14 protein-coding genes are annotated in these 16,398 nt (G+C 68.1%); 11 read left to right on the top strand and 3 right to left on the bottom strand.

Going from position 1 to position 16,398, the window contains the following annotated elements; genetic code table 11:
• Positions 1 to 77: 77 nt before the first annotated feature.
• Positions 78 to 989, top strand: coding sequence for a DUF4255 domain-containing protein (locus ACFYY1_RS11515; protein WP_388583566.1), 912 nt, complete (start codon positions 78 to 80; stop codon positions 987 to 989).
• Positions 986 to 3,019: an ATP-binding protein gene (locus ACFYY1_RS11510; RefSeq protein WP_388583564.1), complete on the top strand. Its 2,034-nt coding sequence runs from the start codon at positions 986 to 988 to the stop codon at positions 3,017 to 3,019. Before ACFYY1_RS11515 ends, ACFYY1_RS11510 begins: the two co-directional genes overlap by 4 nt.
• A gap of 69 nt (positions 3,020 to 3,088) precedes the next feature.
• Here the strand turns inward: ACFYY1_RS11510 and ACFYY1_RS11505 are convergent, their stop codons facing one another.
• On the bottom strand, positions 3,089 to 3,406 hold the full coding sequence (locus tag ACFYY1_RS11505; protein ID WP_388583563.1) for a helix-turn-helix domain-containing protein: 318 nt from the start codon (positions 3,404 to 3,406) through the stop codon (positions 3,089 to 3,091).
• The gene (locus tag ACFYY1_RS11500; protein ID WP_388583561.1) at positions 3,403 to 3,768 is read right to left on the bottom strand and encodes a type II toxin-antitoxin system RelE/ParE family toxin; all 366 of its coding nucleotides are present in this window, start codon (positions 3,766 to 3,768) and stop codon (positions 3,403 to 3,405) included. The genes ACFYY1_RS11505 and ACFYY1_RS11500 overlap by 4 nt, the downstream gene beginning before the upstream one ends.
• Positions 3,769 to 4,044: 276 nt before the next feature.
• Between ACFYY1_RS11500 and ACFYY1_RS11495 the strand changes: the two genes are divergently transcribed.
• The 3 genes from ACFYY1_RS11495 to ACFYY1_RS11485 all read left to right on the top strand — a co-directional run bounded on the left by ACFYY1_RS11495 (position 4,045) and on the right by ACFYY1_RS11485 (position 7,696).
• Entirely contained in the window at positions 4,045 to 4,857 is an 813-nt protein-coding gene (locus ACFYY1_RS11495; RefSeq protein ID WP_388583559.1) for an alpha/beta fold hydrolase, read from the top strand.
• Positions 4,854 to 6,125 carry a cytochrome P450 gene (locus ACFYY1_RS11490; RefSeq protein WP_388583557.1) on the top strand — a complete coding sequence of 424 codons (1,272 nt, stop codon included), beginning with the start codon at positions 4,854 to 4,856 and terminating at the stop codon, positions 6,123 to 6,125. Before ACFYY1_RS11495 ends, ACFYY1_RS11490 begins: the two co-directional genes overlap by 4 nt.
• Positions 6,126 to 7,117: 992 nt before the next feature.
• Positions 7,118 to 7,696, top strand: coding sequence for a hypothetical protein (locus ACFYY1_RS11485; protein WP_388583555.1), 579 nt, complete (start codon positions 7,118 to 7,120; stop codon positions 7,694 to 7,696).
• Between the two features lie 6 nt (positions 7,697 to 7,702).
• Here ACFYY1_RS11485 and ACFYY1_RS11480 read toward each other — a convergent pair whose 3' ends face one another.
• The gene (locus ACFYY1_RS11480; protein ID WP_388583553.1) at positions 7,703 to 11,071 is read right to left on the bottom strand and encodes a hypothetical protein; all 3,369 of its coding nucleotides are present in this window, start codon (positions 11,069 to 11,071) and stop codon (positions 7,703 to 7,705) included.
• A gap of 392 nt (positions 11,072 to 11,463) precedes the next feature.
• On the opposite strand from ACFYY1_RS11480, the gene ACFYY1_RS11475 reads away from it, so the two are divergent.
• From ACFYY1_RS11475 to ACFYY1_RS11450, 6 genes are all read left to right on the top strand, one after another.
• The gene (locus ACFYY1_RS11475) at positions 11,464 to 13,014 is read left to right on the top strand and encodes a phage tail sheath family protein (protein WP_388583552.1); all 1,551 of its coding nucleotides are present in this window, start codon (positions 11,464 to 11,466) and stop codon (positions 13,012 to 13,014) included.
• A gap of 61 nt (positions 13,015 to 13,075) precedes the next feature.
• Positions 13,076 to 13,519 (top strand): phage tail protein, encoded by a 444-nt coding sequence (locus ACFYY1_RS11470; RefSeq protein ID WP_072488539.1) that lies wholly within the window; start codon positions 13,076 to 13,078, stop codon positions 13,517 to 13,519.
• Entirely contained in the window at positions 13,519 to 13,962 is a 444-nt protein-coding gene (locus ACFYY1_RS11465) for a hypothetical protein (RefSeq protein ID WP_388583550.1), read from the top strand. Before ACFYY1_RS11470 ends, ACFYY1_RS11465 begins: the two co-directional genes overlap by 1 nt.
• Positions 13,959 to 14,102, top strand: a complete 144-nt coding sequence (locus ACFYY1_RS11460) for a DUF6760 family protein (RefSeq protein ID WP_093549683.1) — start codon at positions 13,959 to 13,961, stop codon at positions 14,100 to 14,102. Before ACFYY1_RS11465 ends, ACFYY1_RS11460 begins: the two co-directional genes overlap by 4 nt.
• Positions 14,103 to 14,131: 29 nt before the next feature.
• Positions 14,132 to 15,895 (top strand): hypothetical protein, encoded by a 1,764-nt coding sequence (locus ACFYY1_RS11455; RefSeq protein WP_388583548.1) that lies wholly within the window; start codon positions 14,132 to 14,134, stop codon positions 15,893 to 15,895.
• A gap of 61 nt (positions 15,896 to 15,956) precedes the next feature.
• Positions 15,957 to 16,394: a phage tail protein gene (locus tag ACFYY1_RS11450; RefSeq protein WP_266731122.1), complete on the top strand. Its 438-nt coding sequence runs from the start codon at positions 15,957 to 15,959 to the stop codon at positions 16,392 to 16,394.
• The last annotated feature ends 4 nt before the right edge of the window (positions 16,395 to 16,398 follow it).

Genomic DNA, 16,398 nt, shown 5'->3' with positions numbered 1-16,398 from the left:
TGCAGGGCTGATGACTGCAGGGCCGGTGACTGCAGGGCCGGTGGCCGTATGGCTGATGACCGCACGGGAGTGATCGGGTGATCCACGAGGTCGACGACGTACTGCGGGCGCTGATCAGGGCGGAGGTACTCGAAGGCGGCCAGATCGCGGTGGTCTTCGACGCCCCGACCCGGGAATGGGCGGCGAAGGTCAACGCGCCCATGGTCAACCTGTATCTCTACGACATCCGCGAGGACATGCGCAGGCGCGAGCGGGGTCTGCACAACGACTACGACGAGCGGGGCACGATCATCGCCCGTCGCCGCCCGCCCCGGTTCTTCAAGCTGTCGTACCTGATCACGGCATGGACGAAGCGCCCGGAGGACGAACACCGGCTGCTCTCCTCGCTGCTCGGCTGCCTGCTGCGTTACGAGGCGCTGCCCCCGGAACGGCTGGCGGGCACCCTGGCCGAGATCGGGGCGCCGGTACCGATGTCGATCGCACTGCCGCCACCGGAGGACCGCTCGTTCGCCGACGTGTGGAGCGCGCTGGGCGGCGAGTTGAAGCCTTCGCTCGACCTGGTGGTCAGCGTGCCGGTGACGGCGTCGCCGAGCTATGTGGTGGGTCCTCCGGTGGGGGACGAGGGGCTCCAGACCCGTTTCGGGGACGTACCCGAGCCGACCGAGCCGGTATCGGAGCCGACGCCGGGCCGCGGGGGTCTCCCGGTCTACGGCGGACGCCCGGGGCGGCCGGGCGGGGGCGCCGCCTCGCGCATCCCCGACGCGGAACGACGACGCGGCCTGTCCCTCCGGATCGTGGAGACCCGGGGAGCCGGCGGGGACCCACGAGAGCCCGGTACCGGTGCGGGGTCCCGTGGGTCCGGTACGGGATCCGGCGAGTCCGGTACGGGATCCCGTGAGTCCGGTACGAAGTCTCGCGGGTCCGGTACGAAGCCCAGCGCGTCAGGTACGAAGTCCCGCGAGGCCGTTACGGAGGACAGCACCGAATGACCACCGCGGGCGATCCGAACCTGCGCCACCTCCTCGCCCGCGCGGTAGCGGTCGAGCAGCGCATCCGACGGGCGGTCGAGGCCCGGCAGCTCACCGACCCGGACCCGGACGACGCCTTCCGCGGCCTCTACCTCACGGACGAGAACATCGCCCGCCTGCTGGACGAGGACGAGGCCCGCGCCTTCCCGTACCCCGTGCCGGACCCCGTCGAGGCGCCGGCCGAGCCGACCGGACTCACGTCCCTGGCCGCCGAGTTCGGCCTCACCGCACTCGACGTCGAGATCCTCCTCATCGCGCTCGTACCGGATCTCGACGACCGCTTCGAGGCGTTCTACGGGTACCTGAACGACGACGTCACCCGCCGCCGCCCGTCCATCGGCCTGGCGCTCGGCCTGTGCGGGCTCTCCCCCGCCGACCAGGTGGCTCGCGGCCGGCTCGCGGCCCGTGCCCCGCTCCGCGAGGGCCGCCTCCTCCTGGTCGAGGACCTGGACCGTCCGTTCCTGAGCCGGGCACTGCGCGTCCCCGACCGGGTCACCGCCCACCTCCTGGGCGACGACACCCCCGATCCCCGGCTGGCCGACCTCCTCGCCCCCTGGCACGCCGTACCCGGCGTCGGAGACCCGGCGCCGCTCGCCGGGGCCCTCGCCCACGGCGCCTCGCTGGCCTACCTCCGCGAGGACCAGGGCGGTGCGGGCACCGCCCTCGCGGCCTCCGCGCTGACCCGTGCGGGCCACCGGGTCCTGGGCCTGGACCTGGCGCGCCTCGCCGAGGACCCGTCACCCGCCGAGGCCGTCCGCTCCCTGGTCCGCGAGGCCAGGCTGACCGGTGCGGGCGTGGTCTGCGCCCCGATCGACGCGGTCTGCCGCGAACACCCCGCACTCCTCCGGCTGCTCACCGGAACCCCGGTCCCCACGGTCCTGGTGGGCCGGGCCCCCTGGGACGCGTCCTGGTCCGCCGCCCCGCCCCTGCTCCTGCACGCCCCACGCGTGGAACCCTCGACCAGAGCGGCCCTGTGGACCGACGCGTACGAGGCCCCCGTACCCGGGACCGTCGACGTGGACCGGCTGCTCGCGCCGTTCCTCCTCACCCCGGAACAGATCACCCGCGCGGCCCGGGGCGCCGCCCAGACCACCCATCTGGACGGCGGCGTCCTCACCCCCGACCACGTCCGTCAGGGCGCCCGCGCCCAGAACGCGGCGGGCCTGGACCGGCTGGCCCGCCGCATCGAACCCACCGTCACCTGGGACGACCTGGTCCTCCCGCCCGACACCCACGCCCAGCTCCGCGAACTCACCGCCCGCGCGCGCCATCGCGACCGGGTCCTGGGGGAGTGGGGCATGCGCCCCGGCGGCGGCCGCGGACGGGGGGTGTCCGCCCTCTTCGCCGGTGATTCCGGCACCGGCAAGACGATGTCGGCGGAGGTCATCGCCGCGGACCTGGGCCTGGACCTCTACACGGTGGATCTGGCGACAGTGATCGACAAGTACGTGGGCGAGACGGAAAAGAACCTGGAGCGCATCTTCTCGGAGGCCGCGGGCGTGAACGGCGTCCTGCTCTTCGACGAGGCGGACGCGATCTTCGGCAAACGCTCCGACGTGAAGGACGCCCACGACCGCTACGCGAACGTCGAGAGCGCGTACCTCCTCCAGCGCATGGAGTCCTTCGACGGCCTGGCCATCCTCGCCACCAACCTCCGGGCCAACCTGGACGACGCGTTCACCCGCCGCCTGGACCTCGTCATCGACTTCCCGGTCCCGGACCCCGAACAGCGCCTGGTCCTCTGGGAGCGCTGCCTGGGCCCCGTACTCCCCCGGGACAAGGACCTGGACCTCGCCTTCTGCGCGGAGAACTTCGAGCTGGCGGGTGGCAACATCCGCTCGATCGCGGTGACGTCCGCGTACCTGGCGGCGGACACGGGCGAGCCGGTGACGATGCCGACGCTGATCCACGCGATCCAGCGCGAGTACCAGAAGCTGGGCCGGCTGACCCTGGCGTCGGAGTTCGGCCCGTATCTGGAACTGCTGACCTGAGCGGCCGATATCCGTCGACCGCCTGGAAGATCCGCTCGCTGTGCCCGGACGAGCCGGTCAGGCACGGCGTCAGACGATCACGACACGGGAGCCGTTGAAGTCGGCCACGATCTCCAACTGCCCGCCGAGCGCGGCAATGTACGCGGCGATGGTTCCGACCTCCGTGGCTGTTGTCCTCCCACGTTCAATGGCCGACACCCGCTCCTGCCGCACGTGCATACGATCAGCGATCTCGCTCTGCGTCAGACCGAGCTGTTTCCGCATCTCGACCAGCCGATGCGCGCGCGCCTCGGCCACCATGCGATGGGCTCCGCGCTCGATCTCCTCAAGATCCTCTGCATCGAAGACCTCGTTCTTCACTTCGTCCCAGGAGTGGAAAGTAGTCATTCCGACGTGCCCTTCTGTCGCTGAGCCAAGTGTGCCAACCAGTCGTCGTAGCGCCCCTCGGCTACGGGGATCGACTGGCTGTACCACTCACGCCATCTTCCCGACTTGTTGCCGGCGACCAAGAGGACCGCGTTGCGGTCGGGGTCGAAGACGAACAGGATGCGAATTTCGCTCGTCCCGCCAGAGCCGGGCCGCAGTTCTTTGAGGTTGTGTATCGACGACCCTTTGATCCTGTCCACCAGAGGGCGTCCAAGGTCGGGCCCTTCCTCGACAAGCGCTTGGAGAGCCTGCCCCACAAGCCGAGCCGTGGCCCGATCAGCCTTTCGTAATCCGAGCAGCCACTCGCGAACCTCGCCCACCATTTCAAGGCTCCAGGACAAATGCCCTCGCCATGCAGTACGTATGCATACTAGTACGCTGGCATGCTGCGGGCGAGGCGAGGTCGAAACGTGTCAGCTGTCCCCCGAACGGGTGGCCTGCCGAGCCCCGCAGGAGCTGGCACGTCCTCTGTTCCCGAACTCTGTTTTTGAATCACGCCTGCCCGTAGAGAGCCTTGCGCGAAGTCGAGCTTGCCGCCACCGTGGTCGGAGCCGGTCGGTGATCGCCCGGTTCCTCTCCGTACGACGACGGGAGTCAGCGTGACCGCATTGCCTGTTCTGCCTCACGAACTGCACGGCGACGGCCCGCACAAGGTGATCGCGGTGCACGGCTGGCTTGCCGACCGCTCCGCGTACGCCCCCGTGCTGCCGGATCTCGACCTCGGCGCCTTCCAGTACGCGGTGGTGGACCTGCGGGGGTACGGCGAGGCCCGGGACACGGGTGGCGCGTACACCACGGCCGAGGGGGCCGAGGACGTGCTCGCGCTGGCCGACCGGCTCGGCTGGGAGCGGTTCTCGCTGATCGGGCACTCGATGGGCGGCTCCGTCATTCAGCGGACGCTGGCTGCCGCGCCGGGCCGGGTACGCAGGATCGTCGGGGTCTCGCCCGTCCCCGCGTCAGGCCTTCCGCTCCCGCCCGAGCAGTGGGAACTGTTCGCCGCGGCGGCGCACACCCCGCAGAACCGCCGGATCATCCTCGACACCACCACCGGAGGCCGGCGCCCGGCGGGCTGGCTGGACCGCATGGTGCGCCGCTCGATCGCGTGCAGCGACGCGAAGGCGTTCCGGGCCTGGCTGGACTCCTGGGCGGGCGAGGACTTCCACGACCAGGTCGAGGGCTCACCTGTGCCCGCCCTCGCCGTCGTGGGCGCGCTGGACCCGGCCCTCTCCGCCGAGTTGCAGCGCGCCACCTGGATGCGCTGGTTCCCCCGGGCCGAACTGGTGGAGCTGCCGTCGTGCGGCCACTACGCGATGGACGAGGCCCCACTCGACCTGATCCGTGTGGTGGAGGACTTCCTGCGGGCGGACGCGGACGCGGACGTGGACGCGGAGGCCGGCGAGGCGAAGGCATGACCGATTCCGGGCCCGGGGCCGTACCGGACGTCTTCGACCCCAGGCAGTACGGGCAGGGCATCCCCCACGACCGCTACCGCCACCTGCGTGACCACCACCCCGTGGCATGGCAGGAGGAGCCGGAGGTACTCGGCTGGCCGGCGGGCCCCGGCTTCTGGGCGGTCACCCGGCACGAGGACGTGGTCCGGGTCCTGAAGGACTCCGCGACGTACTCCTCGTACGTGGGCGCCACCCAGATCCGCGACCCGGACCCCGCCGACCTGCCGTTCATCCGCCGCATGATGCTCAACCAGGACCCACCGCACCACCGACGCCTGCGTGTACTGGTCAGCCGCGCCTTCACCCCGAAGCGCATCGACCGCTTCGAGGCGGTCGTCCGCGAACGCGCCCGCTCCCTGCTCACCCGCGCGGTCACCGAGGCACGGGCCGGCGACGGCATCTGCGACCTGGTCACCCAGGTCACCGACGACTACGCCCTGCTCAACCTCACCGACCTGCTCGGCGTACCGGACACCGACCGCGCGCTCCTCCTCCACTGGACCCGGCGCGTCATCGGCTATCAGGACCCCGACGAGGCCGGAACCCCGGAGGTCGGCCCGGACGGCAAACCGCTCAATCCCCGGTCACCGTCCGCCCTGCGCGACATGTTCGACTACGCCCACGCCCTGGCCGCCCACAAGCGCCGCCACCCCGCCGACGACGTGATGACGTCCCTGGCCACGGACCCCGAACTGACCGCTCCCGAGCTGGAGATGTTCTTCTTCCTGCTGGTGATCGCCGGAAACGACACGGTACGCAGCGCGGCCCCCGGCGGCCTGCACCTCCTGGCGCAGAACCCCGAGGCGTACCGCCGCCTGCGCGAGGGCGAGGTGGGGTTCCCGACGGCCGTGGACGAACTCCTGCGCCGCCACCCCCCGGTCCTCACCTTCCGCCGCACGGCCCGCGAGGACACGGTGCTGGCGGGCACCCGCATCCGCACCGGCGACAAGGTGGTCGTCTTCCACGCCTCCGCCAACCACGACGAACGCGTCTTCCCGGACCCGTACGCCCTGGACCTCACCCGCACACCCAACCCCCACGTCTCCTTCGGCGACGGCCCACACGTCTGCCTCGGCGCCCACTTCGCACGGCTTCAGCTCCGAGCCCTGTACGAGGAGACGTGCCGAGCCCTTCCGGCATCGCTCGAACCCGCGGGTTCACCGAGGCGCCTGGTGTCGAACTTCATCAACGGCCTGAAGTCGCTGCCCGTGCAAGTGACCGGCGCCTGACAGCCGGTCCGCGTCCCGGGTCGGCCTCGTGGAACCAGCTCCGCATCGGGCGATCGCCAGCGCCACCCGGTTCGGAAAGACGGCCTTCCTACCCCAGGGGCAGCGCCCCGCGGCGAGGAACCTTCCGTCGGCCGCCCTGCAGTGCTCACCGAGGTGCACCATTTCTTTCTTCATTCTCATTCCCCCACGAGATTTCTAGTCGAGCGGCCGGCAAACGAGTAGATGTGGTCGCTCTTTTGAATTGGCGGCATCCGGCCCCGGGATGTTCGTGCAGTAGGTGAGTGCAGCGCATCCCCGAGCCTGAGTTCGGGGGTTTGCGATCACACTGCATCTCACTCAAGGAGTCCAGGACCGGCGGTATGCCTGAAACCACAGAACCAGGTGCTTACCGATGCCGGGTAACTGAATCTCCGTCCGGGACAAGTCCGGGACAGAAGGCGGTCGCAGGGCTGTTGAGGTCGGCGTCGGCGGCGCCAGGCTGCCCTCTCCGGCGGGTCGAGAGCGAGGCCTGTGCAGAGACCGGTGGCGACCTCAGCGGCCCTGGGGGAGGAAGACATCGAGCACTCCGGCGAGCAGCAAGGGGTATCGGAGCCCAGTCGGGGAACATCACTCATTTCACGTGGCTGAGTCGTCATCAGAACGTGGCGAACCCGCAACGCACAGCAGATCGAGGGAAGCCGCGGCGGACCTCGCCCGTGTAGCGTCGGTTTGCGCCAGGATGACAGGACGGATAGCCCAAGCGCGGTAGCGGCGGCGCTGAAGAGGCTGAGGACTCGACACGGTCTGTCTCTGGCCGACACGGTACGCACATTAAGATCGTCGATCTTTGGAAAGCGGCCGATCCGCTGAAATTCGACGACGGCGAGTTCGGTCTGTCGCGTAACGAGATCGAATCTATCTTGCGGACCCTGTAGTCCGGCTGATCCCCTTGTTGATTTCTGAGCTACGGGTACAATCGCACTACTCGCGCTACGGAGGGTGAAGGGTTGATTATGAACTCCAATCGACTTGTCTTTACAGGGGAAGTCTCGGTTGACGCATTCAGCTATTTCGCCAGCATTCAGCGGTCTTGGGTGCTAAACGATGTGGGCGATCCCGATGCCGATGTTGACGAGGATCGTCCCAGCGTCGCATGGAGGACTCCAGCAGGGGGCGTCAAATTTGTTGACGACACAGTAATTCGTTGTCAATACGTAGAAATTATCGAATCATTGACAGGTGATGCCGAATCGAAGATTCGTGAAAATTTCCACTGCCACGACAGGGCTGCGGCGATTTCGAAGTTGGATCTAAATCAGAGTGAAGCGAGTGTTCGGCGTGGTTACAGATTCATTGCGTGCTTGATGGGTAAATATGATCGCCAAGTCTTTGACTTGGCAATTGATGGACTTCGTTCCGAGAGGGATGATATTCGCGAGTCCGCACTTATCGTTCCGCAATACACTCACTGGGTTGAATTTCTCCCGGAAGTCACTAGGCTTAGCGAGTCGGACCCTAGTGATGTGGTACGGCGAATTGCGGGTGGGATTGCCGTGTTGTTGGAGTTTGCCGCTGCAGTGGAAGAGAGTTAGTGGGCTCTAGAATTTTTTGAGAGTCACTTTCACGTTCTTGAGCTCATTGAGCTCGTCCCTTAGCTTCGTATTCCACCCGGAAATTGCGTCAGCGACCTTGAGGCGGTCCTTCGGTCCGAGTTTTGCCAACTCTGCTTTGATGGTGGGGTCCGCTATAGTTAACTCCACAACGTCAATTCCCCACGCCTTCAGCCGCTTGAGTCCTTCTACTCCTACACCTGGACCTGACGTCACTTCCTGACCTTTTGCTCCCTTGCCTTTGATTGGCTGCCCCGTGCTGGGGTCGATCACCTTGCCATGATATAGGCCAATCGATTGAACCTCTATTCCGAGATCCCATTTCTTCTCCTTCTTGGCGAAACTTCGTAGTCCTCCAATTTGAGGTGCGCAGCGCCCGCATGGGCTTCGCGTGGTCTTCAAGACGAGTTGGGCCTTGGGGTTGGCCTGCCCTGGTTCGATTTCTTCCGATCGACTACCGACGTAATTATCCCAATTGTCCAGCAGGTCTTGGCAGAGAACTTCTTCCGCGTGAAGTTTATTCCCGCTGCCGGTCTTGTCGAATGCTGTCAACCTCGTCGGGGTGTGGAGGGTGCCAATTGCGAATGTGTCTCCGTATCCAATCTTTTTTCCATCTTCCATCGTGGTTTTTCCGCTCAGCCAGACGTCTTTCGGGACATCAAAGGTTGCCTCTGGGTAGCGTTTTCCGTTTATTACATCTCGTATTGTCGGCTTGCCAGGGTCGATTTTAGCGGACCGAATTAGCGTAACCGGACTGGCGGCCATTGAGATGTCAAATTGGCCGGGGTGAGAGGGTGAAGGTTTGGCCTCAAGCATGTCGAGGCCCTGGTTTCGACGCTTCGAAAATATCGAACGAAGTGTTGCCGTGACTTTCTCGTCAGGCGTCCCGTCGGGGATGGCTGAATTGATATCTGCAGCCACTATTTCTCGAATTTTTGGATCCTTTTTTGTTTTTGATTCTTGACCCTTGTTCCCCGTGCCCTTGAGTTTGTCCCAGAGTGCTTTGCCTTTTTTGGCGATGAAGTTGACGATTTTGTCGATGGCCCTGTTGACGGGGCGGGACACCGCGTGGAAGACGGATTTGACCTTGTTGGCGAGGCTGCCGATCCCGAGGAGCGAGGCGAGAAAGCCGATGAGGAGCGGGACACTGGCGGCGAGGGCGGTTTCGACCATCTTGGGGACGCCAGCCGAGCCGCCGTTGGCGATGGCGATGACCGCGTCCAGGACGGCGTTGACGAATTCCACGATCTGGGCGCCCTGGTTCACGATGAACGTGACGATGTCGATGATTCCCTTGACCGCGCGGACGAAGGCGGAGGCGGGGTTGAGGAGGGAGACGATCCAGGTGATCCCGGCGATGATGACGGTGGGGATCAGGTAGCTGGTGAGTTTTTCGAGGATGGTGGCCTTGAGGTCGCCGGCTTCCTCGGTGATTTCGTTGATGGCGCCGGCGGGGCCCTCGGTGGCGAGTTTCTTCGCGACGGGGACGGAGGACTCGACGGCGGTCATCGCTTCGTCGGGGATGCCCTTGCGGGTGATGCGGGCGCGGATGTTGTCCCAGGTCAGGCCGAGGAGGGAGGCGATGAGCTGGATGATGCCCTTGAGGTCGAACTTCTGGGGGAGTTCGAGGCCCGCTTTGACCGCGGTGCCCAGCAGCCAGGAGACGACGCCGGTCTTGAGGTGCTCGGCGATGTTGGTGATGAAGAGGTTGAGGCCGGCGCCGACCGCCTTGACGAGGTTGCCGAGGAACCCGATGGGGTCCTTGATGATCTTCATGATGGCGGAGGCGGCCTTGGCGAGGATGCCGAGCAGGAGGTTCTTGAGTTCGTTGATCGTCTTGAGGGCGCCGACGATCGCGTCCTTCGCCTTCTGGACCAGGCCCTTGTTGGCTTCCTGGAGCTTCTTGATCTCCTCGTCGATCTTGTTCAGGGCGGCGGTGTATTTGTTGGCGAGGTCCTGGACCAGTTGTTCGGACTTCTCGTTGACCGTGGCTTCCAGGTCGTCGAACTTGCCCGCGAAGTCGGTGGCGGCCTCCTGGCCGAACTCGCGCAGGTCTGCGGGGAGCTTGTCGACCTCGGCCTTCAGCTCCGTTCGGCCCTTGGCTATGCGGGCCTTGGCCTTGCCCAGTTCGGTGCCGATGATGTCGGCGACGGACGAGATGACGGTCTGCATCTGCGCCACGTAGAGCTTGCGGGCCTCCTGGAAGAGGTTGTTGGCCTCCTTCGGCATGCCCATCAGCTTGTCCTTGGCCCACTTCGCGCCGCCGAACATGCCTGAGTAGCGCTTGTCCTTGTACTTCTTCATGCGGCGCTTGTGGTCGGCGGTGAACGCGTCCCGTGCTGCCTTCTCGCCCGAGGTGAACTTGTCGTCGACCTTCTTGTCGAGGCCGGAGAGGGTCTCCTCGACGTCCTTCTTCGTGCCGTCGTAGACCTTCTGGAGCTTGGCGGTGACCTCGGCGCGCTTCTTCTCGTCCTTGGACTTCGTTTCGCCCTTGCCGCCGTCCACCTGTTTGCCTGCCGAGGCCCTGGTCGCGGTGAGGGCGTTCAGGGCCTGGGCGCCGGAGGCCGCTGCCCCGGCCTTGGCGGTGGAGAGCTGCTGGGCCTCGGCCGCCCTGCCCTTGGCGGGGGCCTTCGCGGAGTCCGCCTCGGCGGTCTTCTTCGTGGACAGGGCCTGGTCGAACTCGGGCTCGTTGCCCTTGGCCAGTTGGTCCTCGGTGACCTCCGCGTCCGCCATCGCCTGGTCGTTGGCGGCCGGGCCCTCGGAGAAGTCGGTTACGGCGGCGGGCTGCTTGTCCGGGACCGCGTCCGTGGCGGATGGGGCGCCGGGGTTGGCGGGGGGCTGGTCGGGGGTCAGCGGGGTGACGGGTTTGTCCTTGGCCGCCGCCGTGTCCGGTGGGGCCTTGGTGGCCGTGTCGATGTCCTTGGCGGAGGAGTCCTTGCCGTCCTTGACCTTGCCGTCGACCTCGTCCTTGATCTGGTCGGCCTTGCCGGACTTGGAGAACTTGTCGGCCTGGTCGAGGTTCTTCGGGGCCTGGGCGTCGATCGCCTTGTTCACCGCGTCGATGAACGCCTGCTTGTTGAACTCCCCGGGCTTCGCCGCGTTCATCTTCTCGGCGTTCGCCGCCTTGCCCTGCGCCTCCTTGTCGTCGGGAGGTGCGACAGCCGCGTCCTGCGCGGACTTGGACTCGGTGGCGGCGGGGGTGTGTGCGGCCAGGCGGACCTTCTTGGCCGCCACGTCCGCCTTGACCTTGCGGAAGCCGGGAGCCTGGGCGGGGGACGGTTTCACCGGGGCCGTGTAGCGCTGGGCGACCAGCCGGGAGACGGCCCTGTTGCCCGCCGCGCGTTGCAGGCGTTGCACGCTGCGGGGGTCGGGAGCAGGAAGGTCGGCCGGTGGACGGTGGGGTGGGGGTGTTTGGGAACGTGACACTTCGGGCTTGAGTGTCACGTTCTCGCGATGAGGGGTACCCCTGCCGTCGGACGCGGAAGCGGCGGGATCCTTCTCCGGAACCGCCTTCATCCGCCCTCCCGGCCGCGCATGTGCCCTGTCGGTGTCCCAGGGTGTGCGCGGTGCCCGCGCGGTACGCAGGGCAGGCGCACCGCGGTCGGGGGCAGCGCCCGGCGGCACGTACAGCACGACGGCGTTGCCTGATCGGGCAGGGGCCGGTGCACGGGTGGGCGGCCGTGTGTCCGTTCCCGGTGATCGCCGGTGTCGCGAGAATTGCGGGCGTTCCCGGCCAAGGAGAGACTCACATGCCGTCGTACCTGTCCCCGGGCGTCTACGTCGAAGAGATCGAGTCCGGATCCCGGCCGATCGAAGGGGTGGGCACCTCGGTCGCCGCCTTCGTCGGCTTCGCCCACAAGGGCCCGTTCGACGAGCCGACGCTGATCACCAACTGGAGCCAGTTCGCCGGCACGTTCGGTGACTTCGTCGACGGTACGTATCTGGCCTCCGCCGTCTACGGGTTCTTCGCCAACGGTGGCGGCGTCTGTTACGTGGTGCGCATCGATGACGGCACCGAGCCGCCAGCAGAAGGGGACGGCGAACTGAGCCCCGGGCAGCTGCCCGCGGGGTCGGAGACGCAGCTCGGACCGTACGCGGTGAGGCCCCGGCCCGGCGTGGCCGGAGAGATCACCGTGGAGGTGGCCGAGGTGGAGGGGGACGATCCGCCCTCCGACGTCTTCCAGCTGGTCGTGAAGCGGGACGGGCAGGTCGCGGAGACGTACGCGAGCGTCACGACCAAGCGCAGCAAGGAGAACGTCGCCACCCGGGTCAACGCCAAGTCGGAGCTCATCGAGATCCGCGAGACCGCGCGCGGTGCCGCCCCGGCCAGGCCCACGGCGCAGAGCGTGACCCTGGCCCCGGCCGCCCCCGCATCACCCGCCGCCGGGGCGCTGACCCCCGAGCTGTACGTCGGCGATCCCGACCGCCGGACCGGGCTCGGCGGGCTCGAAGCGGTCGAAGAGGTCACGACCATCGCCGTGCCGGACCTGATGAGCGCGTACGAACGCGGGCTGCTGGACCTGGAGTCGGTCATCGCCGTTCAGCAGGGACTCATCAGCCACTGCGAGTTGATGGGCGACCGGGTCGCCATCCTCGACCCGCCACCGGGACTGACCCCGCAGCAGATCCGCGCCTGGCGCACCGACCGCGCCAACTTCGACTCCAAGTACGCCACGCTCTACTACCCCTGGATCCGGGTCGCCGACCCCTCGTCCGGGCGCGCCCGGCTCGTACCGCCGAGCGGTCACATCGCCGGGGTCTGGGCCCGCAACGACGAGTCGCGCGGCGTGCACAAGGCCCCCGCCAACGAGGTCGTACGCGGTGCGGTCGCCCTGCAGACCCAGCTGACCAAGGGCGAACACGATCTGCTCAACCCGATCGGACTGAACTGCATCCGGTCCTTCCCCGGGCGCGGCATCCGGGTCTGGGGCGCGCGCACGCTGGCCTCCGACCCGGCCTGGCGCTATCTGAACGTCCGGCGCCTCTTCAACTACCTGGAGGAATCGATCCTCGCCGGCACGCAGTGGGTCGTCTTCGAGCCGAACGACGACGCCCTGTGGGCCCGTATCCGGCGCACGGTGTCGGCGTTCCTGGTCAACGAGTGGCGCAAGGGGGCGCTGTTCGGGCTCACCCCGGAAGAGGCGTTCTACGTCAAGTGCGACCGCGAGACCAACCCGCCGGAGAGCATCGACGCAGGTCAGGTCATCTGCGAGATCGGGGTGGCACCGGTCAGGCCGGCCGAGTTCGTGGTCTTCCGCCTCTCCCAGCTGACCGGGGGCACCGGCGGCGTCGACGAGTAGCGGGGCCCGGTCCCCCTAGGTCCACCAAGCGGTAAGAGCCGTAGCCGTAAAGGAGCCTGTTGTGCCACTTCCCGATCTCGACAGCACCGTCGGGGCCTCCTTCGGCCTCGAATTCGACAGCGTCGTCATCAAGCAGATCACCGAGGTCAGCGGTCTGAAGATGGAGCAGGACGTCATCGAGCTGAAGCAGAACACCGCCGACGGCCGCTACGCCATCAAGAAGCTTCCCGGCAGGCCGAAGGCCGGTGAGGTGACCGTGACCCGCGGTCTCACCGAGGACAACAGCTTCGAACGGTGGATCAAGGACTCCCGGTTCGGCCGGATGACCGCGGCCCGCCGCAACGGCGCGGTCATCGTGTACGACCACGAGGGCATCGCCATCAAGCGCTACAAGCTCATCAACGCCTGGCCGAAGTCCCTGGAGATCGGGACCCTCAAGGCCGGTGACACCTCGGTCCTGACCGAGAAGCTCGCGATCACGTACGAAAGCATGGAACTCGACTGATGCGACGCACGACAGAGACGCCCGCTCCGGACCCGGCCGGGGGGACGGAACGGCGGTCCGGTCAACGGGAGCCGCTGCGCACCGAGTTCACCTTCGAGCTGCCGCGCGGGTACGTCGACGAGACGGGCGCCGTGCACCACACGGGCGTCATGCGGCTCGCGACCGCGCGCGACGAACTCGTGCCGTTGCGGGACGACCGGGTGCGGGAGAACTCCGCGTACCTCTCGGTCGTGCTCATCGCCAGGGTCGTCACCCGGATCGGCACGATCGACGACATCCACCCCGGAATCATCGAGGACCTCTTCGCCTCCGACCTGGCCTTCCTCCAGGACTTCTACCGGCGGATCAACGCCGAGGGACACACCCGTGCCGCCGTCTCCTGCCCGGCCTGCAAGGAGGAGTTCGCGGTGAATCTCGCCGGTGGCCGCCTGGGGGAATCGTGACGTACGCGGCCGACCTGCTCTACGAGGAGGTCGCGTACCTCGCCTATCACTTCCACTGGCCGCTCGATGAGCTGCTGGACCTGGAACACCCGGAACGACTGAGGTTCGTCGCACAGGTCGCTCGCCTCAACGGGCAGTAGCGAACAGCGCAGGGAGGGCGGGAAAATCCATGGGCCTGATGTCCTGGCTGCGCGGCGGCGGGCGTACGGAGACGGGTGCGGAGGCGGGCAGTGCGGGCGCCGTTCCAGCGGCCGTGCGGCGCGAGCGGGTCGATCCGGCCGAACTGCCGCCCATCCAGCGGACCTTGGGCGCCCAGGATCTGGTCATCGATCCATCCGGGTTCCAGGGGTCGCTCTCCACCCGGCAGGACACCTCGCTCGGTACGCCCCTCGGGCATCTGGTCAGCCCGGACGCTCCCACCGGGCTGGTGCACGGGATCACCGCCCCGGCCGCCCCGGTCACCGCGGAGCTGCCGTCGCCGGTGCAGCGGTCCGTGGAGCGCCCGGCGGATCTGCCGGTCCGGACCGGGTACGTGCCCCTGTCCGTGACCAGGTCCGTTCCCCTGCCTGTGCAGCGTGCTGCCGCGGGGGGTGCGCCCGCGATGACGTCGGCCGGGGAGTCGGCCGTGGCGGAGTTGCCGGTACGCCGGTTGGTGGGCGAGCAGCCGCTCGTACCGGCCGTGGCTCCTGAGCCGGTGCCGGAGTCCGCTGCCCCGGCGCCGTCGCCGGCCCCGCCCGTTCAGCGTTCGGTGCCGCCTCCGGCCCCGGACCGGCCCCGGCGGGCGCCAGGTCTCGGTGCACCCATGTCCGCACTGCCGCCCACGGCGCAGCGGCAGGCCGCCCACGACGGTCCGGAGACGGCGGGGGCGGACGGGGGAGCCGGTGAGGTGTCCGGGGGCGCCGAGGCCGCTGAGTCCGTCGAGACCGTCGTGTTCTCCGGGGCGTCCGGTCCACCGGAGCCGGCCGCCGGCCCCGGCGGGCCCACCGCGCCGTTGCTCGGGGACTCCCCGCTGCTCCCTGCCGCGTCGGAGCCCGTACCGGCGGCTCCGGCACCGGCGGTGCAGCGGACGCCCGCCGTGCCCGCGTGGGCACCCCTCGCGCCGCCCCCGCCCACCGGCCCGGTCGCGCCCCTGCTCGCCGACCGGCCCGTGACGCTCCAGGCCGGGCCGGGTGGCGGTGCGGGCGCCGTGCAGCGTTCGGCCGTGGACGGGGCGGCCGCGGTTCCCCCGGCCGGTTCGGGGGCGATGCCCGGGACGTCGCCGTACTCGCCACCGTCCGTTCCGCAGTACTCCGTGCCGGACTCCGTTCCGGTGCGCTGGACGTCCGACGGGGAGGGCGTGCCCTCGGTGACACCGTCCGCTTCCCTTCCGGCGGCGTTGCAACGTACGGCCATGGCTCCGGGGGAGGCGGTGCGTACGCCGTCCCCGCCCCGTCCCGCCCTGCAACGTCAGGCAGTGGGCGGGCCGCCGGTGCCGCGTTCCTTGCCGGGTTCCGGTAGCCGGGGCGCGCCGTCCACCGGCCCCGCGAGCTCCGAGACCTCCTTCACCACGGCCGGTTCGGCCGCCGTGGCCGCCGGAGTCGCCCAGCGGATGGCGGACGGCAGCGTCGTCTTCGGGTCGCCGCCGCCGTCGTACTCGGCACCTGTCGTGCAGCGCGAGACGGAGAGCGCGGAACCACCGCCTCCGGATCCGCCCCAGGAGGCCGCGGCGGAAACCGAGTCCCAGCCCGAACCGGAACCCGGTCCCACGGCCGATGCCCACGGTGCGCCGGGCGCTGCCGCGGGCACCCCCGCCGCCGGTCACGCCCCCGGTGGTGCGCCCGTCGTCACCGACGAGCTGGTGCGCGCCCTGTACGCGCCGCTCAGCAGGCTCTTCAAGGCCGATCTGCGGCTGGAACGCGAACGAGCGGGATTCCTCATCAACACCAGGCACTGAAACACCAGGCACTGAAACACCAGGCACTGACTTCAGGTACTGAGATCGAGAGGTACGGACCATGGCCACCGCCCAGGAGAACGACCCCGCCGTCAGTGTCTGCTTCGTCGTCACGATCGACGACATCGAGCTCGGATCGTTCAACACCTGCGACGGGCTGGGCTGTGAAGTGGTGCTCGAAACACGGGAGGAGGGCGGCAACAACGGGCATCTGTGGCAGCTGCCGACCCGCCTGAAGTACTCCAACGTCAAGCTGTCCAGGCCGCTCACCAAGGAGACCGAGAAGGTCGCGCGCTGGTTCGCCACCATGACCACCGGGTTCAGCCGCAAGACGGCGCACATCGAGGCGCGGACCGGGGACGGACAGAAGGTGGCCCAGTGGGGGCTGCTGGAGGTCGTGCCGGTCCGCTGGACCGGGCCCTCCTTCTCCCCCGAATCGCCCAAGGTCGCGATGGAGACGATCGAGATCGCCCATCACGGCTATGTGATGGAGGGCTGAGCGT

The sequence above is a fragment of the Streptomyces sp. NPDC001890 genome (assembly GCF_042891445.1).
Taxonomy (GTDB): domain Bacteria; phylum Actinomycetota; class Actinomycetes; order Streptomycetales; family Streptomycetaceae; genus Streptomyces.
The sequence above is the reverse complement of the archived record's forward strand: the minus strand, read 5'-3'. Positions and strand labels throughout refer to the sequence as shown.